General features: G+C 74.5%; 25 protein-coding genes. 6 read left to right on the top strand and 19 right to left on the bottom strand.

Annotation, left to right across the window (positions count from 1 at the left end):
• Window positions 1-20: 20 nt before the first annotated feature.
• The 12 genes from BMZ16_RS18080 to BMZ16_RS18135 form a co-directional block, all read right to left on the bottom strand.
• On the bottom strand, window positions 21-2,387 hold the full coding sequence (locus tag BMZ16_RS18080; RefSeq protein WP_089803123.1) for a DUF6055 domain-containing protein: 2,367 nt from the start codon (window positions 2,385-2,387) through the stop codon (window positions 21-23).
• 224 nt (window positions 2,388-2,611) lie between these two features.
• Window positions 2,612-3,331 (bottom strand): deoxyribose-phosphate aldolase, encoded by a 720-nt coding sequence (gene deoC / locus BMZ16_RS18085; protein WP_089803125.1) that lies wholly within the window; start codon window positions 3,329-3,331, stop codon window positions 2,612-2,614.
• Entirely contained in the window at window positions 3,328-4,446 is a 1,119-nt protein-coding gene (locus BMZ16_RS18090; RefSeq protein ID WP_255366800.1) for an adenosine deaminase, read from the bottom strand. Before BMZ16_RS18090 ends, deoC begins: the two co-directional genes overlap by 4 nt.
• On the bottom strand, window positions 4,443-4,679 hold the full coding sequence (locus BMZ16_RS18095) for a hypothetical protein (RefSeq protein ID WP_089803127.1): 237 nt from the start codon (window positions 4,677-4,679) through the stop codon (window positions 4,443-4,445). Before BMZ16_RS18095 ends, BMZ16_RS18090 begins: the two co-directional genes overlap by 4 nt.
• 84 nt (window positions 4,680-4,763) lie before the next feature.
• Window positions 4,764-6,059, bottom strand: coding sequence for a thymidine phosphorylase (locus BMZ16_RS18100; RefSeq protein ID WP_089803129.1), 1,296 nt, complete (start codon window positions 6,057-6,059; stop codon window positions 4,764-4,766).
• Window positions 6,056-6,490 (bottom strand): cytidine deaminase, encoded by a 435-nt coding sequence (locus BMZ16_RS18105; protein WP_089803131.1) that lies wholly within the window; start codon window positions 6,488-6,490, stop codon window positions 6,056-6,058. The genes BMZ16_RS18100 and BMZ16_RS18105 overlap by 4 nt, the downstream gene beginning before the upstream one ends.
• Before the next feature lie 14 nt (window positions 6,491-6,504).
• A complete protein-coding gene (locus BMZ16_RS18110) occupies window positions 6,505-7,800 on the bottom strand; it encodes an ABC transporter permease (RefSeq protein ID WP_089803133.1) in 1,296 nt (431 codons plus the stop codon).
• Window positions 7,797-9,122 (bottom strand): ABC transporter permease, encoded by a 1,326-nt coding sequence (locus BMZ16_RS18115; RefSeq protein WP_089803135.1) that lies wholly within the window; start codon window positions 9,120-9,122, stop codon window positions 7,797-7,799. Before BMZ16_RS18115 ends, BMZ16_RS18110 begins: the two co-directional genes overlap by 4 nt.
• Window positions 9,119-10,636 (bottom strand): ABC transporter ATP-binding protein, encoded by a 1,518-nt coding sequence (locus BMZ16_RS18120; protein ID WP_089803136.1) that lies wholly within the window; start codon window positions 10,634-10,636, stop codon window positions 9,119-9,121. The genes BMZ16_RS18115 and BMZ16_RS18120 overlap by 4 nt, the downstream gene beginning before the upstream one ends.
• Before the next feature lie 143 nt (window positions 10,637-10,779).
• Window positions 10,780-11,877, bottom strand: coding sequence for a BMP family lipoprotein (locus tag BMZ16_RS18125; RefSeq protein WP_089803139.1), 1,098 nt, complete (start codon window positions 11,875-11,877; stop codon window positions 10,780-10,782).
• Window positions 11,878-12,101: 224 nt separating this feature from the next.
• The gene (locus tag BMZ16_RS18130) at window positions 12,102-13,385 is read right to left on the bottom strand and encodes an amidohydrolase (protein WP_089803140.1); all 1,284 of its coding nucleotides are present in this window, start codon (window positions 13,383-13,385) and stop codon (window positions 12,102-12,104) included.
• Window positions 13,386-13,423: 38 nt separating this feature from the next.
• A complete protein-coding gene (locus tag BMZ16_RS18135; protein ID WP_089803142.1) occupies window positions 13,424-14,536 on the bottom strand; it encodes a mannose-1-phosphate guanylyltransferase in 1,113 nt (370 codons plus the stop codon).
• A 246-nt stretch (window positions 14,537-14,782) separates the two neighbouring features.
• Between BMZ16_RS18135 and sdhC the strand changes: the two genes are divergently transcribed.
• The 5 genes from sdhC to BMZ16_RS18160 all read left to right on the top strand — a co-directional run bounded on the left by sdhC (window position 14,783) and on the right by BMZ16_RS18160 (window position 19,288).
• Entirely contained in the window at window positions 14,783-15,181 is a 399-nt protein-coding gene (gene sdhC, locus BMZ16_RS18140; RefSeq protein ID WP_089803144.1) for a succinate dehydrogenase, cytochrome b556 subunit, read from the top strand.
• Complete coding sequence (locus tag BMZ16_RS18145) at window positions 15,181-15,639, top strand: succinate dehydrogenase hydrophobic membrane anchor subunit (RefSeq protein ID WP_089803146.1); 459 nt, start codon at window positions 15,181-15,183, stop codon at window positions 15,637-15,639. Before sdhC ends, BMZ16_RS18145 begins: the two co-directional genes overlap by 1 nt.
• 36 nt (window positions 15,640-15,675) lie before the next feature.
• On the top strand, window positions 15,676-17,514 hold the full coding sequence (gene sdhA / locus BMZ16_RS18150; protein WP_089803148.1) for a succinate dehydrogenase flavoprotein subunit: 1,839 nt from the start codon (window positions 15,676-15,678) through the stop codon (window positions 17,512-17,514).
• A complete protein-coding gene (locus BMZ16_RS18155; protein ID WP_089803150.1) occupies window positions 17,514-18,299 on the top strand; it encodes a succinate dehydrogenase iron-sulfur subunit in 786 nt (261 codons plus the stop codon). The genes sdhA and BMZ16_RS18155 overlap by 1 nt, the downstream gene beginning before the upstream one ends.
• 77 nt (window positions 18,300-18,376) lie before the next feature.
• Window positions 18,377-19,288: a phosphotransferase gene (locus tag BMZ16_RS18160; protein ID WP_255366801.1), complete on the top strand. Its 912-nt coding sequence runs from the start codon at window positions 18,377-18,379 to the stop codon at window positions 19,286-19,288.
• Here BMZ16_RS18160 and BMZ16_RS18165 read toward each other — a convergent pair.
• From BMZ16_RS18165 to sigE, 7 genes are all read right to left on the bottom strand, one after another.
• Entirely contained in the window at window positions 19,234-20,292 is a 1,059-nt protein-coding gene (locus tag BMZ16_RS18165; RefSeq protein WP_089803152.1) for a YihY/virulence factor BrkB family protein, read from the bottom strand. The two genes, BMZ16_RS18160 and BMZ16_RS18165, sit on opposite strands and share 55 nt — an antisense overlap.
• 10 nt (window positions 20,293-20,302) lie before the next feature.
• Window positions 20,303-20,878 carry a 2'-5' RNA ligase family protein gene (locus BMZ16_RS18170; RefSeq protein WP_089803154.1) on the bottom strand — a complete coding sequence of 192 codons (576 nt, stop codon included), beginning with the start codon at window positions 20,876-20,878 and terminating at the stop codon, window positions 20,303-20,305.
• Window positions 20,875-21,936, bottom strand: coding sequence for a tryptophan--tRNA ligase (gene trpS, locus BMZ16_RS18175; RefSeq protein ID WP_089803156.1), 1,062 nt, complete (start codon window positions 21,934-21,936; stop codon window positions 20,875-20,877). Before trpS ends, BMZ16_RS18170 begins: the two co-directional genes overlap by 4 nt.
• An 80-nt stretch (window positions 21,937-22,016) precedes the next feature.
• Window positions 22,017-22,409 carry a twin-arginine translocase TatA/TatE family subunit gene (locus BMZ16_RS18180; RefSeq protein WP_089803158.1) on the bottom strand — a complete coding sequence of 131 codons (393 nt, stop codon included), beginning with the start codon at window positions 22,407-22,409 and terminating at the stop codon, window positions 22,017-22,019.
• 38 nt (window positions 22,410-22,447) lie between these two features.
• On the bottom strand, window positions 22,448-24,004 hold the full coding sequence (locus BMZ16_RS18185; RefSeq protein WP_255366802.1) for a S1C family serine protease: 1,557 nt from the start codon (window positions 24,002-24,004) through the stop codon (window positions 22,448-22,450).
• Entirely contained in the window at window positions 24,001-24,912 is a 912-nt protein-coding gene (locus BMZ16_RS18190) for a zf-HC2 domain-containing protein (protein WP_089803219.1), read from the bottom strand. Before BMZ16_RS18190 ends, BMZ16_RS18185 begins: the two co-directional genes overlap by 4 nt.
• Complete coding sequence (sigE, locus tag BMZ16_RS18195) at window positions 24,912-25,502, bottom strand: RNA polymerase sigma factor SigE (RefSeq protein ID WP_089803160.1); 591 nt, start codon at window positions 25,500-25,502, stop codon at window positions 24,912-24,914. Before sigE ends, BMZ16_RS18190 begins: the two co-directional genes overlap by 1 nt.
• 201 nt (window positions 25,503-25,703) lie before the next feature.
• Between sigE and BMZ16_RS18200 the strand changes: the two genes are divergently transcribed.
• Complete coding sequence (locus BMZ16_RS18200; RefSeq protein WP_089803162.1) at window positions 25,704-26,336, top strand: O-methyltransferase; 633 nt, start codon at window positions 25,704-25,706, stop codon at window positions 26,334-26,336.
• Window positions 26,337-26,343 lie beyond the last annotated feature (7 nt).

A 26,343-nucleotide genomic window follows, 5' to 3' on the forward strand; every position in this document is an offset into this window, starting at 1 on the left:
CCGACCGCGCCGGGAGCGCCTCAGCCGGTGCGCGTGCAGCGCACCTGCGGCACGGACCGGGCGGTGTCGCTCTCGGCCGTGCCGTTGAACCCGAAGGTCACGCTCCCGCCGTTCTCGATGATGCCGTTCCACGGCATGTTCTCCGCGGTCACCGTGCTCCCGCTGCGGGTGATCTGCGCGGCCCACTGCTCGGTGATCTCCAGCCCGTCGGGCTGCGTCCAGGTGAGCAGCCAGCCGCGGACCCCGGAGGTCGTCGCGGTGACGGTGACCTGGGCCTGCATGCCGCCCGGCCAGGAGCCCACCACCTCGTAGGTGGCGGTGCAGGCGCCCGCGGGCACGGCAGCCGGTGGTGCCGCCACACCGGGCTGCGCGGCCGGGGTGGGATCCGCGGCGGCGGGCGGCGCTGCCGGTGTCGGGTGCGGCGGGGACGCGACGGGGGGCGACGTGTCCCCGTCGGGCGTCGGCCCGCTCGACGGGGAGACGGTGGGCAGGCCGTCGCTGAGGGCCGTCTCCCCCGGGGCGAACGGGGGCACGACGGGGTTCACGTCGGTGTCCACCGCGGACGGGTCGCAGACCGCGCCCGGACGGTAGGTGGTGTAGGCGCCGGCGTCGCACGTGAACCCCACGACGGCGTCACCCCCCAGCACGACCGCACCCGACAGCCGCGCCGAGCCCAGCACCCGGGCGACGTCGCGGACGACCACGTCGCCGGTGAGCTCGGCACCGGCCTCCACCCAGGCGCGCCCCTCGAGACGCACCCCCGGGCCGACGACGGCGTCACCCCGCACCACGGCACCGGTCGCGACGTACGCGGCCGGGTCGACGCGTGCGGTGTCGTCGACCCAGCCGCCCCCGTGCGGGTGCCGGTGGCCGCCCTCGGCGACGAGGTCCGCGGCCGGGTCGGACACCGTCGCGCCCGCGACCCGGAACTCGTAGGGGTAGCGGGCGGTCCGGGGGAACGTCTCCAGCCCCGAGGCGACGACCTCCGTCGGCGTGGCGGCGACCACCAGGTAGACCTCGTCCTCGCCGGGGCGCAGCGCGAGCCGCAGCTCACCGTCGGTGGCCTCGGTGACGGGGCTGTACCGCGGACCGCCCGGCCCGACCGCCACGAGCCCGAAGCTCCAGCCGCGGTGCTCACCGGCCCCGCTCTCGACGTGCCCGCGCACCCGGACCCGCACGTCCGTGCCGGACCCGTCGGGCACGAGCCGCACCACCGTGTAGCCGTACGCACCGGGCGCGAACGTGCCGGTCACCCGGTGGTGCCCGGGGTCGTCCGCCACGGCCTCCACGGGGGTGGTGCGGTGCGCGAGGAGGACGGGGTCGAGGTCCCCGTGCAGCCCGCCCGGCGTGAGGTCGTCGACGGCGACGCGCATGGCGTACTGCGTCACCCGCCGGTTGAGCGCCGCGGCGTTGGAGGACGTGAGCCGCGCGTACGCGCCGAGCACGTGCTCGGTGCCGGAGGAGCCGGTCCACAGGTCGCCCACGAGCCGCGGCGACGACCGGTCGGCGAGGTACTGCAGCAGCAGCCACCCCGCCGCCCCCTGCCGCGCGCTCCCCCAGGCGAGGTGCGGGGCGAGGAGGTGGTCCGAGACGTCGGCGTGCTCGCCGGGGACCGCGAGCGTCGCGAGGTACGCGGACGCCGCCGTGCGCAGGGTCGCGGCGGACTCGTCCGTGAGGCCGTGCCCGGGGTGCGCGGCCTCGGTGAGGTGCTGCAGGGCCTCCGCGACGCCACGGGCGAGCTCCCACGGCGTGCCGGCGGGCACCCCCGAGGACCGCGCCGCGCCGCCGGTCGGGGCGGGTCCCGCGCGGGTCGGCGTCGCCCCGGCGGAGGCCGACGCCGTCGGGGTCGCGACGGCCGCCGCGGCGACCCCGGGGTCGAGGGAGGACGCCAGCACGTCGGGCTGCACCCGCAGGAGCGCGACCCCGTCGACGACCGCCCCGCGGGTGGGCGGCACCGGGTCGCCGGGCGGCACGTCGGCGGTCGCGGGACGGTCCACGGCGGTGGCCGCACCCGGCCCCTGCGCCCACGTCCCGTCGACCACGACGAGGAGCTTGTGCTCCGCGAGCGGGCCCTCGTCCGCACCCAGCCCGGCGTCGTCGACGCCGAGCGCCTGCAGCGCGTCGAGCTGGGCGACGACGACGGCCGGGTCGAACCGCACGGCCCGGGGTGCTGCGGTCGGGTCGGCGCCGGCGCGCGCGCCCCACGCGAGCGCCACCCGGTCGCCCTCGAGCACGTGCGCCTCGGACCACGCGGCGCGCCAGGGCTCGGGGACGGCGAGCCGGAGCCGGTGCGCCCCGTTGTCCCCGAGGGCGGTCGCCAGGGCCGCGCCCAGCACGAAGGCCGCGACGAGCGCCACGACGACCGTGCCGCGCCTGATCGGGCCCATGCCGCGTGCGTCTCCTCCCGGCGGTGCGCGCCGTCGGGGTCCGGGTGGACCGGGCGGACCCGCTGCTGACCTGCTGGTCGGCCGTGAACGTGCCCATCCGGACGACCGTCCACCATGGTCCGCCCTCAGCCGACCAGTCAACGCCCGAAACGTCCGGATCGGCGCGGATTCACCCGCCTGGACGGTGGATTCTCACGCCTCTCTCATGACCCGGGACGCGAGCGTCAGTAGTCGCCGTCGGCGGTGAGGCCCGCCAGCACGGCTGCGGTGCCCGACAGCCCCAGGCGGGTGGCCCCCGCCTCGACCATGGCGAGCGCGTCCGCCGCCGTCCGGATGCCGCCCGACGCCTTGACACCCAGGCGCCCACCGACCGTCTGCGACATCAGCCGCACGGCGTGCACCGTGGCGCCGCCCGCCGGGTGGAAGCCCGTGGACGTCTTGACGAAGTCCGCGCCCGCCGCCTCGGCCGCCTGGCAGACGTGCACGATCTCGTCGTCCGTCAGCGCGGCGGACTCGATGATGACCTTGAGGACCGTCGGGGCCGGCACGGCGGCACGCACGGCGGCGATGTCGCGGGCGACGTCGGCGAAGCGGCGCTCCTTGGCGGCGCCCACGTCGATGACCATGTCGACCTCGGCGGCGCCGTCCGCGACCGCACGGGCCGCCTCGGCCGCCTTGACGTCGCTGTGGTGCTTGCCCGACGGGAACCCGCAGACCGTCGCGACCAGCAGGTCCGGCGCGCCGTCCAGCCCGACGGGGATCTCCAGCGGCAGGAACGAGGGCGAGACGCACACGGAGTACACCCCGAGCTCGACGCCCTCGGCCACCAGCGCCTCCACGTCGGCCCGCGTGGCCTCCGGCTTGAGCAGGGTGTGGTCGACGAAGCGGGCGAGGCCGACGGCGTCGAGCGGGACGTGCGTGGTCGGGGTGTCGTCGGTGGTCATGCGCGGTGCCTCCCGGGGCGTGCTGCGCCCGGCGGGACCGCCGGGCCGGTGATGCGGTCGACGAGCGCACGGCGCTCGTCCTGGTGCAGGAACGTGTGCCGGGCGGCGGTCACGGTCACGTCGACCACGTCGTCGAGCGTCCACCCCGCCTCCCGCACCAGCAGCCCCAGCTCGCGCGACAGCGACGTGCCGGACTGGAGGCGGTTGTCCGTGTTGACGGTGACCTCGAACCCCGCGCGCCGCAGCAGCGTCACGGGGTGGGCGGCCACCGAGGCGGCCGCACCCGTCTGCAGGTTGGACGACGGGCACACCTCGAGCGGGACCCGCCGGTCGCGCACCCAGTGCGCGAGCAGCCCCAGCCGCCAGGACCCGTCGGGCCCCTCGTGGACGTCGTCGGCCAGCCGGACGCCGTGCCCCAGCCGGACGGCACCGGCGACGTGCAGCGCCTGCGCCATGGAGTCGAGCCCGGCGTCCTCACCCGCGTGCACGGTGGCCGGGAAGCTCGCGTCCCGCACGACGCGGAACGCGGCGGCGTGCCGCGACGGCGGGAACCCGTCCTCCGGGCCGGCGATGTCGAAGCCGACGACGCCCGCGTCCCGGTTCGCCAGCGCGAGCGCGGCGATCTCGTCGGACCGGTCCGCCTGCCGCATCGCGGACAGGACCTGCACCACCCGGATCTCGTGCCCGGCGGACCGCGCCTCGGCCTCGCCCTGCGCGATGCCGTCGCGCACCGCGTCGACGACCTGCTGCAGCGTCAGGCCGCGCTCCTGGTGCTGCTCGGGCGCGTACCGCTCCTCGGCGTGCACGACGCCGTCCGCGGCGAGGTCCAGCACGGCCTCGCGTGCCACGCGGCGCAGCCCCTCGGCGGTCTGCATGACCGCCAGGGTGTGCGTGAACGTCTCGAGGTACCGAGGCAGCGAGCCCGAGCCCGCCGCCTCGACGAACCAGCGACCGAGGGCGTCCGGGTCCGTCGTCGGCAGCTCGTGGCCGATCCCCGCGGACAGCTCGACGATCGTCCGCGGACGCAGCCCCCCGTCAAGGTGGTCGTGCAGCAGGACCTTCGGCAGCGCGCGCAGCGTCGCGTCGAGGTCCTGCTCGTCAGGGATCGGTGTCACGCGTCGGCGCCCTCGTCGTCGTCCAGGTGGACCTCGGCGGACTGCTCGACCACGTCGGCCTCCTCGGCGTGGCCCTCACGGTCCGGCCGGGGGAAGCCGGGGACGTGGTCCTCCGGCTCCGTCCCGTCGTCGTCGGCGGTGTCGTCGACGTCCGCCAGCGTCAGCGGCTGCTCGGTGTCGACGGGCGCCAGGCCGGCGTCGCGCCAGGACTGTGCTCCGGGGACGGTGCTCATGGCTCCTCCGTGGTCGTGCGGCAGCAGGGGACGTTCCTCATCGTGACCCGGGCGCGCAGGTGCCGCGACCGGGCCGCACGGACGTCAGTCCGCCGCGACGCGGTCGAGCACGAGCGGGCGGGCGGCACCGGGCACGCCCTGCGGGTCGACGACGACGCCGCCCACCAGCGCCTCGTGCGCGCGGGCGAAGCGCCCGGGGGTGTCGGTGTGCAGGGTGAGCAGCGGCTGGCCGCGCCGGACGGTGTCCCCCGGGCGGGCGTGGATCTCGACGCCCGCGCCGGCCTGCACCGGGTCCTCCTTGCGGGCCCGGCCCGCGCCCAGGCGCCACGCGGCGACGCCCACGGCGTACGCGTCGAGCGTCGTCAGGACGCCGTCGCTCTCCGCGAGCACCTGCTCCTGCTCCCGCGCGACGGGCAGCTCGGCGTCCGGGTCGCCGCCCTGCGCGGCGATCATCCGGCGCCACACGTCCATCGCCCGGCCGTCGGCGAGCGCCGCCGCCGGGTCGGCGTCCGGCTGCCCCGCCGCGGCGAGCATCTCGCGCGCGAGCGCGACGGTCAGCTCGACGACGTCCGCCGGGCCACCGCCGGCCAGCACCTCGACCGACTCGCGCACCTCGAGCGCGTTGCCCGCGGTCAGGCCCAGGGGCGTCGACATGTCGGTGAGCAGCGCGACCGTGCGCACCCCGGCGTCGGTGCCCAGCGCGACCATCGTGCGGGCCAGCTCACCCGCGCGCTCCGCGTCCTTCATGAACGCGCCGGACCCGACCTTCACGTCGAGCACCAGCGAGCCGGTGCCCTCGGCGATCTTCTTGCTCATGATCGAGCTCGCGATGAGCGGGATCGCCTCGACGGTGCCGGTCACGTCGCGCAGCGCGTAGAGCTTGCGGTCGGCGGGTGCCAGCCCCGACCCGGCGGCGCAGATGACCGCGCCCACGTCCTCGAGCTGGCGCATCATGTCGTCGTTGCTCAGCGCGGCGCGCCAGCCCGGGATCGACTCGAGCTTGTCGAGGGTGCCCCCGGTGTGGCCGAGACCGCGGCCGGACAGCTGCGGCACGGCCACGCCGAACACGGCGACGAGCGGTGCCAGCGGCAGCGTGATCTTGTCACCCACGCCGCCGGTGGAGTGCTTGTCCGCCGTCGGCCGTGACAGGCCGGAGAAGTCCATGCGCTCGCCGCTGGCGATCATCGCCGCCGTCCACCGCGCGATCTCGGCGCGGTCCATGCCGTTGAGCAGGATCGCCATAGCGAGGGCCGACATCTGCTCGTCCGCGACGACCCCGCGCGTGTACGCGTCGACCACCCAGTCGATCTGGCCGTCGGTCAGCCGGCGCCCGTCCCGCTTGGCGACGATGACGTCGACGGCGTCGAACTGCTCGCTCATCCCTGCTCCTTGTCCTGACCCCCACCGCGCACGGTGAGGTCCGTCGGCCCGAAGGCGTCGGGCAGCACCTCGCTCATGGGTCGCACGCCGCTGACCGTCTCGAGCAGCAGGTCGGGCCCGCCGTGCTCGAACAGCAGCTGCCGGCACCGTCCGCACGGCATGAGCACGTCGCCGTGCCCGTCGACGCAGACGAACGCGACCAGCCGGCCGCCGCCGGTGACGTGCAGCATCGACACCAGGCTGCACTCGGCGCACAGGCCGACGCCGTACGACGCGTTCTCCACGTTGCAGCCGGCGACCACCCGCCCGTCGTCGACCAGCGCGGCGGCCCCCACCGGGAACTGCGAGTACGGCGCGTAGGCGCGGGTCATGACGTCGCGTGCGGCGGCCCGCAGGCCGTCCCAGTCGACGGTCCGCGTGCTGCTGGGCATGTCTCCCTCTCCGGTCATTCCTTGACGTAGGCCTCGCCGGACGCGGCCGGGCCGCGCGAGCGGCCGACCAGGCCCGCCACGGCGAGCAGCGTCACGACGTACGGCAGCATCAGCATGAACTGGCTCGGCACGGGGGCGCCGACGATGCTCAGGGCGCCCTCCAGGTTCGAGGCGAACCCGAACAGCAGGGCCGCCAGCGCGGCCCGCACCGGGTCCCACTTGCCGAAGATGACGGCGGCCAGCGCGATGAACCCGGCACCCGCGGTCATCTCCTTGCCGAAGGCCGATACCGACACGACCGTGTAGAACGCGCCGCCGACGCCGGCGATCGCGCCCGCCACCAGCAGCGCCCGGTACCGCGTGCGCTCGACCTTGATGCCGACGGTGTCGGCGGCCTTCGGGTGCTCCCCCACGGCGCGCAGCCGCAGGCCCCAGCGGGTGCGGTACAGCGCGAACCACACGCCGGGCACCACCAGGTACATGAGGTAGACGACGACCGTCTGGTTGAACAGCGACGGGCCGATCACCGGGATGTGCGAGAGACCGGGGATCGCGATGTTCGAGAAGCGCGTGGTGCTGTTGAGCTGCGCGTTCGGCACCAGCACCTGCGAGTACAGGAAGCTGGTCACGCCGATCACCAGCACGTTGAGCACGACACCGACGATGACCTGGTTCACGCGGTACGTGATCGTGAAGAGGCCGAGCACGGCGGCGACCAGCATGCCCGCGAGCACCGCGGCCACCAGGCCGACCCAGGGGCTGCCGGTGACCGAGGCGGCGACCGCGGCGCAGAACGCGCCGGCGAGCAGCTGGCCCTCGATCGCGATGTTGACGACGCCGGCGCGCTCGCCGATCACACCGCCCAGGGCGCCGAACACGATCGGCACCGCGAGCAGCACGGCCCCGCCGATGACGCGGACCGCGGGGATGTCGCTCGGGCTGCCGGCGGCCGCCCACGCGAGGAACCCGATGAGGAACACGGCCGCGAAGAGCGCCGAGACCCACACGGGGACCTTGTGCCGACGGACGACCCGCAGCAGGGCCAGGAGCGTCAGCAGCGCCATGACCGCGACGCAGACCCAGCCGGTCGCGGTGCCGGGCACGTGCACGCTCGGCAGGCTGATGAGGTCCCCGGAGCTGGCGAGGCGGAACGTCGCGTCGCCCTCGCGCGGACGCCCCAGCAGCAGCAGCGCGAACAGCACGGTGACCACGCCGAGCACCACGGGCCCCTTGCGGGACACCACGGTCACGTGGCGGTGCCCGACGGCACCGCCGGGCGCCTCGGTGGGCGCCACCGTCGTCGTGCTCATCGCTGCACCTCCTCACGGCGCGACGCGCCGGACGGGCGGGTCGCCGCGGGTGCCCGACGGCCCGGCTGCGGGAGCCGGAACACCGCCCGCACCAGCGGCGGCGCCGCGATGAACAGGACGATCAGGGACTGCACGACCAGGACGATCTCGATCGGGATCCCCTCGGACGCCTGCATGACGGACCCACCCGCCTTGAAGCCGCCGAAGAGCAGGCCGGCGAACAGCACCCCGACGGGGTGGGACGACCCGAGCAGCGCCACGGTGATCGCGTCGAACCCGATGCCCGCGTCGATGTCGTAGCTGAAGCCGGTGGTGATGAGTCCGAGCACCTGGGTGCTGCCCGCGAGGCCCACGAGCGCACCGCTGACGAGCATCGCCAGCACCGTCGCGCGCGGCACGTGGATGCCGGCGACGCGGGCGGCACGGGCGTTCTCCCCCACGGCCCGCAGCGAGAACCCGAGGCTCGAGCGCTCGAGCAGCCACCACGTCAGCACGACCGCACCGAGCGCGAGCAGGAAGCCGAGGTGCAGGCGGAACTCCGGGCCCAGCAGCCGCGGCAGCAGGGCCGTGTCCGCCATGGGCGGCGACTTGGGGTTGGCCGACCCGGGCGCCTGCAGCAGGCCCGGCGTGGCCAGCAGGTAGGACAGCAGGTAGAACGCGATGTAGTTGAGCATGATCGTGACGATCACCTCGTGCGCCCCCGTCGCGGCCTTGAGCAGGCCCGCGAGACCGCCCCACAGCGCACCGGCCGCGACACCGACGACGAGCGCCACGAGCAGGTGCAGCCCCGCCGGCAGGTCCCACGCGAACCCGACCCAGCCCGCGCCCGCCGCGGCCATGAGCATCTGCCCCTGGCCGCCGATGTTGAACAGGCCCGAGCGGAACGCCAGCGCCAGCCCGAGGCCGGCGGCGATGAGCGGGGTCGCGTAGGTCATCGACTGCGTGAGCGGCCGGATCCCCTGCGCGAACGTGTCCGCCGTGTAGTTGTAGACGGCGCCACGGAAGAGCGCCGCGTACGCACCACCGACGGCCTGGCCGACGGCGGCGAACGTGTCACCGGGGCGGGAGAAGAAGTACGAGGCCGCCGACTGCACGCCCTCGTCCGTGAAGGCGATCATCACCGACCCGGCCAGCACGGCGAGCACCACGGCGCCGAGCGAGACCGCCCAGCCGCCGGACGTCACGCGCAGCAGCGCGTCGTTCCACCGGGTGTCGCGGACCGGCGCCGGCCCGGCGTCGTCGCTCCCGACGTCGGTCACGACCGTGTCGGGCACGACCACGTCGGCGACTCCCTGGTCGCCGGGTTCCCTGGGCTCGCTCACGCGGCCTCTCCCTCGTTCGGCGCGATGCCGGCCATCATGAGGCCGAGGACGTCGCGCGGGGTGTCGGACGGGACGATGCCGACCACACGGCCGCGGTACATGACGAGGATCCGGTCGCCCAGGGCGACGGCCTCGTCCAGCTCGGTGGCGACGACGACCACCGGGACACCGGTGTCCCGCGTCTCGACGATGCGCTTGTGGATGAACTCGATGGAGCCGACGTCGACGCCGCGTGTGGGCTGGGCGGCCACGAGCAGGCGCAGGTCGCGCGACAGCTCCCGCGCGACGACGACCTTCTGCTGGTTGCCGCCCGACAGCCGGCCCACCGGGGAGTCGATCCCCTGGGTGCGGATGTCGTACTGCTCCACCATCTCGCGGGCGAACCGGTCGCGCGCTCGGAGCTGCAGCGCCCCGGCCCGCACGAACGGCGGCCCGTCGGTGCGGTCGAGGACGAGGTTCTCCGCGACGGTGAACTCGGCGACCAGCCCGTCCTGCGTGCGGTCCTCGGGCACGTAGCCCACACCGGCGTCCAGCACGCGGCGCACCGAGCGCCCGACGAGCTCGGTGTCCCCGAGGCGGATGCTGCCGGTGACGTACTCCTGCAGCCCGGCGAGCGCCTCCGCCAGCTCGGTCTGCCCGTTGCCCTGCACGCCCGCGACCACGAGGATCTCCCCGCCGGGCACCTCGAACGACACGTCGTCGACGAGGACGGTGCCCCGCGCGTCGGTGACCTGCAGGTGCTCGACCGTCAGCCCGCCCTCGACGGGGCGGGGCGGCTCGCGGTGCACGACCAGCTCGACCGGGCGGCCCACCATGAGGGAGGCGAGCTCGGCGTCCGTCGCGGTGGGCGACGCCTCGCCCACGACGGCACCGCGGCGCACGACCGTGATGCGGTCGGCGACGGCGCGGACCTCGCGGAGCTTGTGGGTGATGAAGACGATGGCGGTGCCGCCGGCCTTCAGCCGACGCATCATGTCCATGAGCTCGTCGGTCTCCTGCGGCGTCAGCACCGCGGTGGGCTCGTCGAACACCAGGACGCGCGCGTCGCGCGACAGGGCCTTGATGATCTCGACCCGCTGCTGCACGCCGACGGGCAGGTCCTCGACCACGGCGTCGGGGTCGACGTGGAACCCGAAGCGGTCGGCGATCTCGCGCACGCGGCTGCGCGCCGCGTCGAGGTCGAGCCGGCCGCCGGTCGTCGTCTGCTCGTGGCCGAGCATGACGTTCTCCGCGACGGTGAAGACGGGGACGAGCATGAAGTGCTGGTGCACCATGCCGATGCCGGCCGCCATGGCGTCGCCCGGACCGGCGAAGTGCTGGACCTCGTCGTCCAGGAGGATCTCGCCCTCGTCGGCCTGGTAGAGGCCGTACAGGACGTTCATCAGGGTGGACTTGCCCGCACCGTTCTCCCCGAGCAGGCAGTGGATCTCGCCCGGCTCGACCGTGAGGTCGATGTGGTCGTTGGCGACCAGGGCGCCGAAGCGCTTGGTGATGCCGCGCAGCTCGAGCTTCATGGAACTGTCCTCGGGACGGGTCGGGACGGTGCGGTGCTGGTGGTCCGGACGGGTGGCCGCCGGATCCTGCGATCGTCGCACGTGACCACCCGGACGGGCCGTCGCCGGCCCGTCCGGGTGGTGTCACGCGTGTGCCGCGGCGATCACTCGGAGAGGTACGAGGTGACCAGGATGTCGCCGTCGATGATCTGCTGCTTCAGGTCCTCGACCTCGGTCACCAGCTCCGGGGAGACCTTGGACTCGAAGTTGTGCAGGGGCGCGATGCCCACGCCGTCGTTCTCCAGCGTCCCGATGTACGCCTCGGGGTCGAACTCGCCCTCGCCCGCGGCCAGGACGGCCTCGTAGGTCGACAGCTTCATGTTCTTGAGGATCGACGTGAGGACCAGGTCCTGCGTCGACGGGTCCGTCTCGAAGACGTCGGCGTCGGCACCGATGAGCGCGACCTCACGGCCCGAGTCGGCGATGGCGTCCATCGCGGACTGGTAGATCGGGCCACCCACGGGCAGGATCACGTCGACGCCCTGGTCGATGATGCCGGCCGCGACCTGCTTGGCCGTGTCGTTGGCCTCGAAGCCGCCGGTGAACGAGCCCTGGTCGCCGCCCTGGTAGCCGACGAGCTGGACGCCCGCGCCCTTGACCTCGTTGTAGTACTCGACGCCCTGCTTGAAGCCGTCCATGAAGATCGTGACGGTCGGGTAGGGCTGGCCGCCGAACGTGCCGACCTTCGACACGCCGTTGTCGGCCGAGTAGCCGGCGGCGAGGTAGCCCGCGAGGAACGCGGCCTGCGCCGTGTCGTACAGCAGCGGCTTGATGTTGTCCGCGTCCTTGGTGCCGTCGAAGTCGTTGTCCGCGGCGTCGTCGACCAGGATGTAGTCGATGGCGGAGTTGGCCTCGGCCGACTCGACCGTGGCGGCCGACAGCGCGAAGCCGACGGAGACGATGGCGTTGCAGTTCTCGGCGACGAGGCTCTCGAGGTTCGTCGCGAAGTCCGCCTCGGAGTCCGACTGGACCTCGGCGAAGCCGGCGCCGAGCTCCTCGGTCGCCTCCTTCGTGCCCTCGTAGCTGAGCTGGTTGAAGCTCTTGTCGTCGAAGCCACCGGCGTCCGAGACGACGCAGGCCTTGAAGTCGGAGGCCTTGTCGCCGCCTGCGGACGGCTCCTCGGCGTCGGGTGCACTGCCACACGCCGCGAGCGTGAGGGCGAGCGCCCCACCGACTGCGGCCACTCGAACGATCTTCTTCACGACAGGTCTCCCACTTCTCGTCGTCCCGCCGCACAGGTGCCGGGCTGACGGACGGCGCACCGTTGCACCGCCGACGTGCCCGACCAGTCGGCTTGATCACTGTGGACCCTAGGCACCTGCAGGTCACCGAACTGTTACCGATGGGTATCCCTGCAGGTTCCGTGATGAATTCGCAACCTGTTCCCGCCCCTCGGTCGCGCTGTCCGCACGTCGATACGGACGGATCAGACGCGACCCCGCCGACCCGCCAACTGGGCGGCCCGCGCGAGGAGCAGCGCGCCGGCCTCCACGGCACGCTCGTCGACCCGCAGGTCGCCCTGGTGGATGTCGTACGTCCGACCCCCCGGGGTGCGGGTGCCGAGCCGTGCCATCGCGCCGGGCACCCTCGTGAGGTACCAGGCGAAGTCCTCGCCGCCGAGCGACTGCTCGGTCAGCCGCACGGCCTCCGGTCCCAGCATGTCGTGCGCGGCCGCCTCCAGCACGGCGGTGCTCTCCGCCCGGTTCTCCACGGGCGGCACCCCGCGCTGGTGCTTCACCTCGACCTCGACCCCCAGCGGGTGCACGACGTCGGCCACGGCCTGCTCGAACACCGCCGACGCCCGCTCCCACGCCCGCACGTCGAGGCACCGCAGCGTGCCCATGACGGTGCCCGTGGCCGGGATCGCGTTGTGGACGGTCCCCGCGCGCACGGCACCCCACGTGAGGTTCACACCGGACCGCGGGTCCAGCCGCCGGCCCAGCACGGCGGGCACCTGCGTGATGACCTGGCCCAGCGCGAACACGACGTCCCCCGTGAGGTGCGGGCGCGACGTGTGGCCGCCCTCGCCCGTCACCGTGACGGTGACCTCGTCGGACGCCGAGGTGATCGGGCCGATGCGCGTGCCGACCAGGCCGACGTCCAGCTTCGGGTCGCAGTGCACCGAGAAGATCTCACCGACGCCGTCGAGCCCGCCCTCGTTGATGACGTCGATGGCGCCGCCGGGCTGCACCTCCTCGGCGGGCTGGAAGATCAGCCGCACGCCGACGTCGAGCCCGCCGTCCGCCGCGAGCCGCGCCAGCGCGAGCCCCGCGCCGAGCACCGCGGTGGTGTGCACGTCGTGCCCGCAGGCGTGCGCGACGCCCCGGTGCTCCGCCGCCCACGGCAGGCCGCACGTGTCCGGCACGGGCAGCCCGTCGAGGTCCGCGCGCAGCGCGACCCGGCGCGCACCCGACCCGGCGACCGTGGGGCCGATGTCGCACCACAGGCCGGACCCGGGCAGCAGGTGCGGCGTCAGGCCCGCGGCCGACAGCCGCTCGGCGACGACCCGGGTGGTCCGCTCCTCGGTGCGCCCCAGCTCGGGGTGGGCGTGCAGGTCGCGCCGGATCCCGACGAGCTCGGCGCGCAGCTCGTCCAGGACGTCGGCCAGGTCACGCGCACCGGGGTCGGCCGGCTCCGGGCCGAGCGTGCGCAGCGCGGGCACGTCCTGGGCGCTGACGGGGACGAGCTGGTCGAGGGGCGTGGCGGGCATTGGACGAGGGTATCGCCGGAGCCCGCCTCCGCTCCTCGTCAGAGCAGGTCGTCGCGGCCCCGGGCACGCCACCCGTCGACGGCCGCCTTGACCTGCTGGGCGTGGGCGCGCGTGGTGACGAGCACGGCGTCGGGCGTGTCGACCACCACGGCGTCGGGCACGCCGACGACCGTGACCGTGCGCCCGGCGGTGGCGACCACGGCACCGTCCGCGTCGATGCGCAGCACGTCGTCCGGCGTGCCGAGCGTCGGGCCGCCGTCGCCGGTGCCGAGCAGCGCGCCCAGCGAGGCGTAGTCGCCGACGTCGTCCCAGCCGAAGGTGCCGGGCACCACCGCGACCCCGCCCGCGGCGGCCACCGGCTCCGCGATGGCGTGGTCGATCGCGATCCGCGTGAGTCCCGGCCACGTGTCGGCGAGCCGGGCGTCGCGGTCATCGGTGTCCCACGCGGCCGCGATGCGGCGCAGCCCGTCGTGCAGCGTGGGCAGCTGCTGCGCGAGGTGGTCCAGCAGGACGCCGGCGCGCACGACGAACATGCCCGCGTTCCAGCTGTACCCGCCCGCGGCCAGGTACGCGGCCGCGGTCTGCGCGTCGGGCTTCTCGGTGAAGCCGACCGCGCGCCGGGCGCTGGGCGCACCGGGCGCGCCGAGCGGCTCGCCCGCCTGCACGTACCCGAACGCCGTCGACGGCTCGGTGGCCGGGATGCCGATCGTGACGACGGCGCCGGTGCGCGCGGCCGCCACGGCCTCGCGGATCGTCGCCTCGAACCCGGGCAGACCGGTGATGACGTGGTCCGCCGCGAACGACCCGAGCACCACGTCCGGCCCGTGCCGTCGCGCCAGCACGGCGGCCGCCAGGCCGATCGCCGCCATGGAGTCCCGCGGGCTCGGCTCGGCCAGGACGTGCTCGGCACCCAGCTCCGGCAGCTGGTCGGCGACCGCGGCGGCGTGCCGCGCACCGGTCACCACGAGCACGTGGCCCGGGCCGGTGAGCGGGAGCAGGCGGTCCACCGTGCCCTGCAGCAGGGTCCGGCCCGTGCCCGTGAGGTCGAGCAGGAACTTGGGGTGGCCCGCACGCGACAGCGGCCACAGGCGGGTACCGGCGCCCCCGGCGGGGACGACGGCGTGGAAGTCGGCGATGGGTGCGTCCGGCATGCCGACACCGTAGCGGCCGGGCCGGGTGCCGCGAGCACCGCCGCGGACCGGCCCCGGCGGTGCGGTGCGCGCGACGGACGGAGGTCCCGGACGGGCCGGGTGTGCGTGTGGGCTTGGTCACAAACGGCCCGCCGCGCCGCGGCGGCACCCCTCGGGGCGCGGTCCGGACGTGGCGCAGGTCATTACAGTGAGGGGACTTCAGGACATCGACGTCCGCTCGCGAACTCGCCACAGGAGGCCCCCACCGTGTCCTCAGCGCCCACCGCGCCAGCGCGGCCGGCCGGAACGCTCTACCGCGGGCGCGAAGGCATGTGGTCCTGGGTCGCGCACCGCATCACCGGTTTCGCGATCTTCTTCTTCCTGCTCGTGCACGTGCTCGACACGGCGCTGGTCCGGGTCTCCCCCGAGGCGTACAACGACGTGATCGGCACGTACAAGAACCCGATCATGGGCATCGGCGAGGCCGGGCTCGTGCTCGCCATCGTGTTCCACGCCTTCAACGGCATCCGGCTGATCCTCGTGGACTTCTGGGCCAAGGGCCCGCGGTACCAGCGGGTCATGCTGTGGGTCGTCCTGGGCCTGGTCGTCGTGACGATGGCGGGCTTCCTGCCGCGTCACCTGATGAACGTCTTCGGGGGCCACTGATGAGCACCATCGCCGATCCCAAGGCCCCGCGCGCGTCGCGCCCGGGCCCGTCGCGCCGCACGACGCGCGGCAACTTCGAGCTGTACGGCTGGGTGTTCATGCGCGCGTCGGGCGTGCTGCTCGTCGTCCTGATCTTCGGCCACCTGTTCGTGAACCTGATCGCGGGCGAGGGCATCAGCGCCATCGACTTCGGCTTCGTCGCCGGCAAGTGGGCCTCGCCGTTCTGGCAGGTGTGGGACCTGCTCATGCTGTGGCTGGCCATGCTGCACGGCACCAACGGCGTGCGGACGATCATCAACGACTACGCGGAGAAGGACGGCACCCGCATGGTGCTGAAGCTCGCCCTGTACGCCGCGACCGTCGTCGTCATCGTCCTCGGCACGCTCGTGATCTTCACGTTCGACCCGTGCCCCCCGAACAGCCCGGCGGACCTGCTGCCCTCGTTCTGCACGGCCTGACCCCCGGACGTCCCAGCAAGGAAGGCCTCACAGCCGATGCAGACCCACCAGTACGACGTCGTCATCGTCGGCGCGGGCGGCGCCGGGATGCGCGCCGCGCTCGAGTCCTCGACGCGCGTGCGCACCGCCGTCATCTCCAAGCTCTACCCCACGCGCTCCCACACCGGCGCGGCACAGGGCGGCATGTGCGCCGCGCTGGCCAACGTCGAGGAGGACAACTGGGAGTGGCACACGTTCGACACCGTCAAGGGCGGTGACTACCTGGTCGACCAGGACGCCGCCGAGGTGATGGCCAAGGAGGCCATCGACGCGGTGCTCGACCTGGAGAAGATGGGCCTGCCGTTCAACCGCACGCCCGAGGGCCGCATCGACCAGCGCCGGTTCGGCGGGCACACCCGCAACCACGGCGAGGCCGCCGTGCGCCGCTCCTGCTACGCCGCGGACCGCACGGGTCACATGATCCTGCAGACGCTCTACCAGCAGTGCGTGAAGAACGACGTCGAGTTCTTCAACGAGTTCTACGTCCTCGACCTGCTGGTGGACCACGACCTCGCGACGGGCGACGTGCCCGACGGCGAGGAGGTCAACGCCACCGGCGTCGTGGCCTACGAGCTGGCCACGGGCGAGATCCACGTCTTCCAGGCCAAGGCCGTCGTGTTCGCCACGGGCGGCGCGGGCAAGATCTACAAGACGACGTCGAACGCGCACACCCTCACCGGTGACGGCATGGCGCTGGCGTACCGCCGCGGCATCCCGCTGGAGGACATGGAGTTCTTCCAGTTCCACCCGACCGGCCTGGCGGGCCTGGGCATCCTGCTCTCCGAGGCCGCCCGCGGCGAGGGCGGCATCCTGCGCAACGCCGACGGCGAGCGGTTCATGGAGCGCTACGCCCCCACCATCAAGGACCTCGCGCCGCGCGACATCGTCGCCCGGTCGATGGCCAACGAGGTGCGCGAGGGCCGCGGCGCCGGCCCGAACAAGGACTACGTCCTGCTCGACCTCACGCACCTGGAGCCGGCGCACATCGACGCCAAGCTCCCGGACATCACCGAGTTCGCGCGGACCTACCTCGGCATCGAGCCGTACACCGAGCCGGTGCCGGTCTACCCCACGGCGCACTACGCCATGGGCGGCATCCCCACGAACATCGAGGGCGAGGTGCTGCGCAACCCGACCGACGTCATCAAGGGCCTGTACGCCGCCGGTGAGGTCGCCTGCGTCTCGGTGCACGGCTCCAACCGGCTGGGCACCAACTCGCTGCTGGACATCAACGTCTTCGGCAAGCGCGCCGGCCGGTCGGCCGCCGCCTACGCCGCGACGGCGTCCTTCGTGGACCTGCCCCCGGCCGCCGCCGAGGGCGTCGAGGCCGACCTGGAGACCATCCGGACCCGGCCCGACGGCGAGCGCGTGGCGGACATCCGCCGCGACCTGCAGGAGACGATGGACGCGAACGCCCAGGTGTTCCGCACGTCCGAGTCCCTGACCCAGGCGCTGTCCGACATCAAGGCGCTGCGCAAGCGGTACGAGGCCGTGTCGGTGCAGGACAAGACGCGCACGTTCAACACGGACCTGCTCGAGGCCGTCGAGCTCGGCTTCCTGCTCGACATCGCCGAGACCGTCGTCGTCGGGGCGCTCAACCGGGAGGAGTCGCGCGGCGGCCACTTCCGGGAGGACTTCCCCGACCGCGACGACTCCCGGTTCATGCAGCACACGATGGCCTACCGGCGTCCGGTCGCGGCCGGCGCCGCGGACGCCACCGTCACCGGTTCCGACGCGTCGTTCCGCCGGGCCGAGACCTTCGACGGCTACCAGGTGGTCCTCGGGGCCAAGCCCGTCACCGTCACCCGCTACCAGCCGATGGAGCGCAAGTACTGATGACCGCCACCGTGGAAGCCCCCGCGCCCGAGGCCGGCGCCGTCCCGTCGTTCCAGGTCACGCTGCGGATCCGCCGGTTCCTGCCGACGGACGACGCCATCCCGGCGTTCGGCGAGCCGTTCGAGGCCGAGCCCCGCTGGGACGAGTTCACGGTCGACGTGCACGGCACCGACCGCGTCCTGGACGCGCTGCACAAGATCAAGTGGGAGCAGGACGGCTCGCTGACGTTCCGCCGGTCGTGCGCGCACGGCATCTGCGGCTCGGACGCGATGCGGATCAACGGCCGCAACCGCCTGGCGTGCAAGACGCTGCTCAAGGACCTGGACCCGGGCAAGCCGATCCTCGTCGAGCCCATCAAGGGCCTGCCGGTGATCAAGGACCTCGTGGTCGACATGGAGCCGTTCTTCGCGTCGTACCGCGAGATCATGCCGTTCCTCGTCACCACGGGCACCGAGCCCAGCAAGGAGCGCCTGCAGTCCCCCGAGCAGCGCGAGCGGTACGACGACACGACCAAGTGCATCCTGTGCGCCGCGTGCACGTCGTCCTGCCCCGTCTTCTGGACCGACGGGCAGTACTTCGGCCCCGCCGCGATCGTCAACGCGCACCGCTTCATCTTCGACAGCCGTGACGAGGGCGGGACCCAGCGCCTGGAGATCCTCAACGACAAGGAGGGCGTGTGGCGGTGCCGCACGACCTTCAACTGCACCGAGGCGTGCCCCCGCGGCATCGAGGTCACGAAGGCGATCCAGGAGGTCAAGCGCGCGATGATCACGCGCGCCTTCTGACGCACCGCACCACCGACGCACGCCCGACGGGCGTCCTCCGCCGCAGGCGGGGGGCGCCCGTCGTGGCATGCTGACGCGTGCCCGCCGACGAGCTGCCCCCCGTCCTGCCGGAGACCCCGCCCGCAGAGCGCACGGCGGACCCGCCGGACGCCCGGGACCGGCTGGACGCGCTGCCGCGCTACGTCGAGCCCGACCCCGGCGCCCCCGAGGTGCGGCTGCAGGGCGGCAACGTCGGCGGCGCCGTGCGCGTGGGCCGCACCGTGCGGCGCCCGGCCGGGCCGTGGACGCCCGCCGTGCACACGCTCCTCAGCCACGTGCGCTCCCGGGGCCTCGACGGCGTGCCCGCGCCGCTGGGGATCGACGAGCAGGGCCGCGAGGTGCTCGAGCACCTGCCCGGCGAGGTGGTCGACCTGGCCGAGGTGAGCGACGCCCGTCTCGCGTCCGGCGCGGCCTGGCTGGCACGGTTCCACGACGCCGTCGCGGACCTGCGGCCGGGTCCGGTCCGCTGGCGGCTCGACGACCGGGACCTCGCCCCGGGCGAGATCGTGTGCCACCACGACGCGACGATGTACAACATGCTCGTCGCCGGGCCCGGCGCGGACGACGTCGTGGGCGTCGTGGACTGGGACGTGGCGGGACCGGGCGTCCCGCTGGACGACCTGGCGATGCTCGCCTGGAGCGGCGTGCCCTTCTTCACGGACCCCGGCGCGCAGGAGGGCGCCCGCCGCCTGCGCCTGCTCACCCGGGCGTACGGGGAGCAGGCGGCCGCGCTGGGGCGACCGGCGCCTGCCGCGCAGGCCGTCGCGCGTCACGTGGTCGTGCGCATGACCGCGTCGGCCGACCGCATCGCCGCCGGTCAGGAAGCCGGCGACCCGGGGATGCTCAACCTGCTGCGCGTCGGTGAGCCTGCGCGCACCCGGGCCGGGGTGGCGGCCTACGCCGCGCGGCTGGCGGCGCTGCTGGCCGCGCTCGCGTCGTCGTCCACCTGATCGGCCGGTGACGGCGCCGGCGGGTTCGCGGTCCAGGCCGCCGCGAGCAGCACGATCCGGGCGATGAGGTTGATCCACAGCAGCAGCACCACGATCACCGCGAACGACGCGAGCACCGGGTTGCGCTGCACCGAGCCGGCCACGACCGAGGTGCCGAGGACCCGCACGACGCCGAGCCCGGCCGCGGCGATCGCGGCTCCCCCCAGCAGGTCGCGCCGCGCGGGCGCCTGACCGGCGAGCACCCGCACGATCATCACGAAGACCGCCGCGTCGACCACGAACGCGACGAGGACGCCCGCGGCCCGCACCACGAGCCCGGACGTGTCCGACCAGCCCAGCACGCCCAGCAGCCAGTCGGCCGCCGTCGTCACCGCGATACCGAGCACGGCCGAGAGCAGCACCGCCAGCGCGATCCCGAGGAACGCGCCCAGCTCCCGCAGCTTGCCCAGCACCGCGTTGTCGGCGGTGCGCGCGCCGAACATGGCGCGGACCGCGGTGCGCAGCGCCGCCGTCGCGGAGATGGCGGTGAAGAGCAGGACCACGAACGCGACGACGCCCGCGATGCCGAGCCCCGTGCTCAGCTCCAGCTCGTCCGGCTGCAGCAGGCCCGTGCCGTCGCCGGTGTCGATCAGCCCCGGGAGCGACTGCCCGATCGTCCGCAGGACCGTCGCGCGCAGCTCGGCGTTCCCACCGAGGACGGCCATGAACGCGGTGTAGCCGATCGTCAGCCCCGCGAACACCGAGAACAGCGTCGTGTACGCGATCCCGCCGGTGAGCAGCCCGCCGCCGACCGCGCCGAACCGGGCGTTGGCGCGGGCCACGCGCGTCCGCTGCCACCACGCGAGCAGGGCCTGCACGCGCTGCACGAGGCCCGGGAACCCCGACGCCCAGCGCGGTCCGGGCACCGGGTCCGGCGCCTCCTCGGTGGCGTGCCGGTGGGCCGCTCCGGCGCCCGCGGGCGGTGCTGCGACGGTCCGCTCGTGCCGGGTGGTGCGCCGATCCATGGCGACGAATCTAGGCGCGCGCCACCGCCGGGGCATCCGGGGCGTCGGGCGCGGCGCCCAGGGCGAACCGCCGGACCGGGCACCAACCGGTCCCGTCGTGCACGAACCGGTGGATCCCGGTCACGTCGAACGCGGCGTCGTAGTCGACCATCGAGGCCTGTGCCGCGTCGAGCGCCGCGTCGTCCAGGTCGTGCGCGACCGTGACGTGCGGGTGGTAGGGGAACTGCGTCGCGACCTGCAGGCTGCCGGTGCGCAGCGCCGACTCCAGCCCCGCGCACTGGGGGGCTCCCTCGACCAGCGCGACGAACACGACCGGGGACACCGGCCGGAACGTCTGCGTCCCGTGCAGCCGGATGCGGAACGGGTGGTGGCGGGCGGCCGTCGTCCCGAGGTGCTCGTCCAGCGCGGCCAGGCGGTCGTCCGGCACCGGGGTGGGTCCCACGAGCGTCACGTGGGGCACGATGTTGCGCGCCTCGGGGTCGCCGAACCGCACCCGGGCGTCGTGCAGCTGGGTGCGGAACGGCTCGGGCACCGCGATCGCGACTCCGACGACCGTCTCGCCCGCGGCGGCCCGGGGAAGCCTCACGCGCGCGTCCGACGCCGCGGCAGCAGACCCGAACGGTCGTACACCCGCTCGAGCGTCGGCGTGGCGAGCTCGCGGGCCCGCGCGGCACCGTCGGCCAGGACGTCGTCGAGCGCCGACGGGTCCGACATGTAGTGGCGCACCCGCTCCTGGAACGGGGTGAGGAAGTCGACCACGACCCCCGCGAGGTCCTTCTTCAGGTCCCCGTAGCCCTTGCCGACGTAGTCCGCCTCCAGCGACGGGATCGTGCGCCCGGACAGGGCCGAGAGGATGGTCAGGAGGTTGGACACCCCCGGCTTGGTCGCCGGGTCGTACCGGATCTCCCGCTCGGCGTCGGTCACGGCGGACCGGATGCGCTTGGCGACGACCTTCGGGTCGTCCAGCAGCTCGATGAGCCCGTTGGGGCTCTCGGCCGACTTGCTCATCTTGGCGGTCGGGTCCTGCAGGTCGTAGATCTTGGCGGTGGCCGAGACGATGTACGGCTCGGGGACGACGACCGTGCCCGCCCCGAACCGGGAGTTCAGCCGCTGCGCCAGGTCGCGTGTCAGCTCCAGGTGCTGGCGCTGGTCCTCGCCCACGGGCACGAGCGCCGTGTCGTACAGCAGGATGTCCGCCGCCATCAGCACCGGGTAGGTGAACAGCCCGACGGTGGTGCCGTCCGAGCCGTGCCGGGCCGACTTGTCCTTGAACTGCGTCATCCGCCCCGCCTCACCGAACCCCGTGTGGCACGAGAGGATCCAGGCGAGCTCGGCGTGCTCGGGCACGTGCGACTGCACGAACAGGATGGAGCGCTCCGGGTCCACCCCGGCCGCCAGGTACTGCGCGGCCGTCCGCCGGGTCCGCTCGCGCAGCACCTTCGGGTCCGGCCCCACCGTGAGCGCGTGCAGGTCGACGACGCAGTAGATGGCGTCGTGCGTCTCCTGCAGCGCGACCCACTGGGTCAGCGCCCCGAGGTAGTTGCCGAGCTGGAGGGAGTCCGACGTCGGCTGCATGCCCGAGAAGATCCGTCGGCCTGCGGCGGACGGCGTGGCCGGCTGCGACGAGGACAGCACCTGGGTCATGCGGGGGTCCTCCTGGGGGTCGTCGGCCGAGGCCGGTGTGGTGCGGGTGGAGCGGGCTGCGGTGCCGGACGCCGGGACGGTCAGGTCGCCTCGTCGTCGAACGGCGCGGGACCGCCCGGTGGCGCAGGCGCGCCGGCGAACGCGGCCGCCGGTGCGGCGCCGGCCGCCGCGGCGCGCGCGCGTCCGGGGCGCGGGACGGTGGGCCGGGACGGCTCGTGCGCGGGCGGGTCGTCGAGGAGCGCGTCCCGCACGATGCGGCGCGGGTCGTACCGCCGGGGGTCGAGCGCCGCCCAGTCCACGTCACCGTCACCGAGCTCCGCGTCGACGCGGTCCTTGGTGTCGCGGGCCACGTCCCGCAGCCGCCGCACCCACCCCGCCAGCTGCTCGGCGTAGGCCGGCAGCCGCTCGGGTCCGACCACCAGGGCGGCGACGAGCAGCAGGATGAGCAGCTCGCCGCCGTTGATCCCGAACACCTGCTCAGGTTACCGCGACGGGCGCGACGGCCGGGCTCTCAGCCCGACGGACCCTCGACCAGCCGCACCCGCACGTCACGCTCGTCGTCGCCGGTCCGGACGCGCAGCACGACCGTGTCGCCCGGTGTGCGCGCGCGGATGGAGACGATGAGCTCCTCCGACGCGGTCACCGGTCGGCCGTCGATCGCGAGGATCACGTCGCCGCGGCGGATCCCCGCGACGTCGGCCGGACCGTCCTTGGTGACCGCCGACGTGTCCGGCGGGTCCTGCTCGAAGACGCGCACGCCCTCGCCGGAGTACTCCGGGTCCAGCAGCACACCGATCACCGGGTACGTGGCACGGCCGGTCTCGATGAGCTGCTCGGCCGTGCGACGCGCCTGGTTGGACGGGATCGCGAAGCCCAGGCCGATGCTGCCGACACCGGTGAGCCGGCCGGGCAGCTGGGCGATCGCCGAGTTGATGCCGACGACCTCCCCCCGGGCGTTGACCAGCGGGCCGCCGGAGTTGCCGGGGTTGATGGCCGCGTCCGTCTGGATCGCGTTGATGAAGGCGGTGTCCCCCGCGTCACCGGCCACGACCGGGCGGTTGAGCGCGCTGACGATGCCCGTGGTCACCGTGCCCACCAGCCCGAGCGGCGCACCGATCGCGACGACCGGGTCACCCACCACCACCGCGTCCGAGTCGCCGAGCGCCAGCGGGGTCAGGCCCGTCGCGTCGACCTTGACCACCGCGAGGTCGTAGTCGCCGGTCGCACCGACGACCGTGCCCGCCAGCTCCGTGCCGTCGGAGAACTGGACCACGAGCCCACCGTCGGACGCACCGGCGACGACGTGGTTGTTGGTGAGGACGTACCCGTCCTGGCGCAGGACGAACCCGGAGCCGGAGCCGGAGCCGTCCGCGGTGGTCACCTCGATGGAGACGACGCTGGGCAGCACCCCGGCCGCGATGCCCGCGGTCGAGCCGGGCTCGCGGTCGACGGGGACGCCGGGCTCGAGGACGACCGGCAGGCCGGCGTCGACACGGCGGCCGTCGTCCGGCAGCGCGCGGGCGCCGAGCAGGCCACCGGCGAACCCGGCGGCGAGCGACAGCGCGACGAGCGGGGCCACCCAGGCCACCGAGAGCACCCGCCGCCGGCGACGACGCCGCGGGGCGTCGGGCAGCGGGGCGTCGGGCGGCGCGGCACCCGGCGGCGGACCGCCGTGGCCGGGGGCGCCGGGGAACCCGGGGACCAGCGGGACGGTGCCCGGCGCCGGGGCCGCACCGGGGTGGTCGCCGTGCGTGCGCGCCTGCCCCGTGCCCGGGACCGCACCGGTGACCGGGGCGCCCACGACGTCCGTCCGGCGGTACGACGACGGTGCGGCGAACAGCGGTGCGGGTGCGGCGGCCGGGGCCTCGGGGTGACGCGGGGACGCGGGCGCGACCGCCGGGGGCGCGGCGGGTGCCGCTTCCGCTGCGGCTGGCTGCGGGGCTCCGACGGGCTGCGGGGCCGCGACGGGCTGCGGGGCCGCGACGGCGACGGGCACGGCGGCGTCGCCGGGAGCCCCCGGGTCGGCGGCGGGCTCTGCGGCGCCGTACGGCGGCAGGCCGGCGGTCACGGGCGCTCCCACACGGCCGAGACGGTCTGCCAGCCGCGGCCGATCCGTCCGGTCACCGTGTCGTCGTAGCCGCCGGACGGGAACGCGGCGACCAGGGCGTCGATGTCGCCGTCGTCCTGCGCGGCCACCACCTGCACGACCGTGGCCTCGGACTGCCACGCGACGTGCCACGGCTCGACGGACAGCACGTGCACCTGCCGGCCGCCGACCTCGCGCACGGGTGCCCCGGCGAGCCCGTCCGTGTCGAGGCGGCCCTGCTGCTCGGTGACGAGGAACGTCCCACCGGGGCACTCCACCTCGACCGAGAGCACCTGCGGGCTGCCGGACGACCACGTGACGGCGCCGACGCTCCACCCCTCGGGGAGCGTCCCGGGGAAGGTCCACCCGTGCCCGCGCAACCAGGCGACGGTGTCGTCGTCGGCCGGGGACGTCCCGGCGGCGGGGCCGGCCGAGGAGTGCGCCAGCATGCCCAGCACCGCGGCGGGGTGCGACGTGGGCGTGACGACCGGCCGCTCCCCCAGCACGAACAACCCGGCGGCGACCGCACCCAGGCCCGCGACGGACCCGACCACGAGGCGCACCGGGGTGCGGCGGTTGACGACGTCGCCGCGCAGGGCGTGCGTCGCCGCGTGCGGCAGCGCCGCGCCACCCGCGACGGCGAACGGGTCGCGCGGCCCGGGCGCCGGCGGCACCGCCTGGGTCGACAGGGAGAGCAGACGGGCGGTGAGGTCCGCCGTCGGCACCACGGGGTCCTCGGCGGCCGCCGCGAGGGCGCGGCGTGCGTCCCGCGCCGCGGCGAGCTCCCGGGCGCACGCCGCACACGTCGCGACGTGCGCGAGCGCGCGCTCGGTCGCTGCCGCGTCGAGCTGCCCGTCGACCAGCGCGCTGATGCGCGACCCGAGGTGCATCACCGGACCACCTCCGCGGGGTCCGGCTGCGCGGCCGTGACGTCGGCGTGCCCGGCGACCTCGGCACGGCGGTGCTCCAGCGCCACGCGCAGGCGCGCCCGCGCGCGGTGGATCCGCGAGCGCACGGTGCCGAGCTTGATGCCGAGGGTCACCGCGATCTCCTCGTACGACAGGCCCTCGATGTCGCACAGCACCACCGCTGCGCGGTACTCGGGGGGCAGGTCGTCGAGCGCGCGCTGCACGTCGTGGTCGAGGTTGCCCGCCTCGAAGGCGCGCTCCGGCGTCGACAGCCGGTCCGGGGACGTCCAGCGCTCGGTGTCGTCGCCGATCGGCTCGATGCGCACGCGCTGCCGGCGCCGCGCCTGGTCGAGGAAGAGGTTGGTGGTGATGCGGTGCAGCCAGCCCTCGAACGTGCCGGGGCTGTACGTGTGCAGCGACCGGAACACGCGCACGAACGTCTCCTGCGTGAGGTCCTCGGCGTCGTGCCGGTTGCCCGTCAGCCGGTAGGCGAGCCGGTACACGCGGCCGGAGTGCTCGCGGACGATCTCCTCCCACGACGGGGCCTGCCACTCGGGGGGCTGGGCACTCATCTACGGGCACTCTCCTCGGTCCGGGTGCTGGGCCTCAGTCTCCCAGGTCGCGGCAGCGTCCTCGACCCCTGTTCGTCGTGGGCGGAACCGCTCGGTGACGAGGCTGCGCCACGCGCACCGCGTCCGGCCACCGCCGACGCCGCGGGACTACGCTGACCGGCAAGGACGAGCCCGCTCGGGGCCCGCGACGAGGAGGCCGTCATCTCCACCGACAAGGCGCAGAGCTGGGTGTACTGCGAGGAGTTCCTCGACGAGGACGACGTCCTGCTGCGGGCCCGCGAGCGTGCGTCCCACCTCGGGTGCACCCCCGTCCTGCCGGGTGCGGGCGCCGCGCTGCGCGTGCTCGCCGCGGCGGCGCAGGCACGGGCGGTCGTCGAGGTGGGCACGGGCGCCGGCGTCGGGTCGCTGTACCTGCTGCGGGGCATGCCGGCCGACGGCGTCCTGACGACGATCGACCTCGAGCTCGAGCACCAGCGCGCGGCGAAGGAGGCGTTCGCCGAGGAAGGCGTGCGCAGCACCCGCACGCGGGCCATCTCCGGTCGCGCGCTCGACGTGCTGCCGCGGCTCACGGACGGCGGCTACGACATGGTCGTGATCGACGCGGACGTCGAGAACTACCCCGGGTACGTCGAGCAGGCCGTCCGCCTCCTGCGTCCCGGCGGCGTCCTGGCCGTGGACGACGCGCTGTGGCACGACCGCGTCGCCGACCCCGCCCGGCGCGACGAGGCCACGACGACCGTGCGCGACGTCGGGCGCCACGTCCGCGCGGACGACCGGCTGCTGCCGGCGCTGCTGCCCACGGGCGAGGGCCTGCTGGTGGCCGTCCGCCGCTGAGGCGTCG

Source organism: Cellulomonas sp. KH9 (assembly GCF_900114185.1).
In the GTDB taxonomy this organism is placed as follows: Bacteria; Actinomycetota; Actinomycetes; order Actinomycetales; family Cellulomonadaceae; genus Cellulomonas.

What these genes read in the sequence shown, in the direction of transcription:
- BMZ16_RS18080 (WP_089803123.1), bottom strand. Translation starts at nt 2,387, where the DNA reads ATGGGCCCGATCAGGCGCGGCACGGTCGTCGTGGCGCTCGTCGCGGCC.
- deoC (WP_089803125.1), bottom strand. Translation starts at nt 3,331, where the DNA reads ATGACCACCGACGACACCCCGACCACGCACGTCCCGCTCGACGCCGTC.
- BMZ16_RS18095 (WP_089803127.1), bottom strand. Translation starts at nt 4,679, where the DNA reads ATGAGCACCGTCCCCGGAGCACAGTCCTGGCGCGACGCCGGCCTGGCG.
- BMZ16_RS18100 (WP_089803129.1), bottom strand. Translation starts at nt 6,059, where the DNA reads ATGAGCGAGCAGTTCGACGCCGTCGACGTCATCGTCGCCAAGCGGGAC.
- BMZ16_RS18105 (WP_089803131.1), bottom strand. Translation starts at nt 6,490, where the DNA reads ATGCCCAGCAGCACGCGGACCGTCGACTGGGACGGCCTGCGGGCCGCC.
- BMZ16_RS18110 (WP_089803133.1), bottom strand. Translation starts at nt 7,800, where the DNA reads ATGAGCACGACGACGGTGGCGCCCACCGAGGCGCCCGGCGGTGCCGTC.
- BMZ16_RS18120 (WP_089803136.1), bottom strand. Translation starts at nt 10,636, where the DNA reads ATGAAGCTCGAGCTGCGCGGCATCACCAAGCGCTTCGGCGCCCTGGTC.
- BMZ16_RS18130 (WP_089803140.1), bottom strand. Translation starts at nt 13,385, where the DNA reads ATGCCCGCCACGCCCCTCGACCAGCTCGTCCCCGTCAGCGCCCAGGAC.
- BMZ16_RS18135 (WP_089803142.1), bottom strand. Translation starts at nt 14,536, where the DNA reads ATGCCGGACGCACCCATCGCCGACTTCCACGCCGTCGTCCCCGCCGGG.
- BMZ16_RS18145 (WP_089803146.1), top strand. Translation starts at nt 15,181, where the DNA reads ATGAGCACCATCGCCGATCCCAAGGCCCCGCGCGCGTCGCGCCCGGGC.
- sdhA (WP_089803148.1), top strand. Translation starts at nt 15,676, where the DNA reads ATGCAGACCCACCAGTACGACGTCGTCATCGTCGGCGCGGGCGGCGCC.
- BMZ16_RS18155 (WP_089803150.1), top strand. Translation starts at nt 17,514, where the DNA reads ATGACCGCCACCGTGGAAGCCCCCGCGCCCGAGGCCGGCGCCGTCCCG.
- BMZ16_RS18165 (WP_089803152.1), bottom strand. Translation starts at nt 20,292, where the DNA reads ATGGATCGGCGCACCACCCGGCACGAGCGGACCGTCGCAGCACCGCCC.
- trpS (WP_089803156.1), bottom strand. Translation starts at nt 21,936, where the DNA reads ATGACCCAGGTGCTGTCCTCGTCGCAGCCGGCCACGCCGTCCGCCGCA.
- BMZ16_RS18190 (WP_089803219.1), bottom strand. Translation starts at nt 24,912, where the DNA reads ATGCACCTCGGGTCGCGCATCAGCGCGCTGGTCGACGGGCAGCTCGAC.
- sigE (WP_089803160.1), bottom strand. Translation starts at nt 25,502, where the DNA reads ATGAGTGCCCAGCCCCCCGAGTGGCAGGCCCCGTCGTGGGAGGAGATC.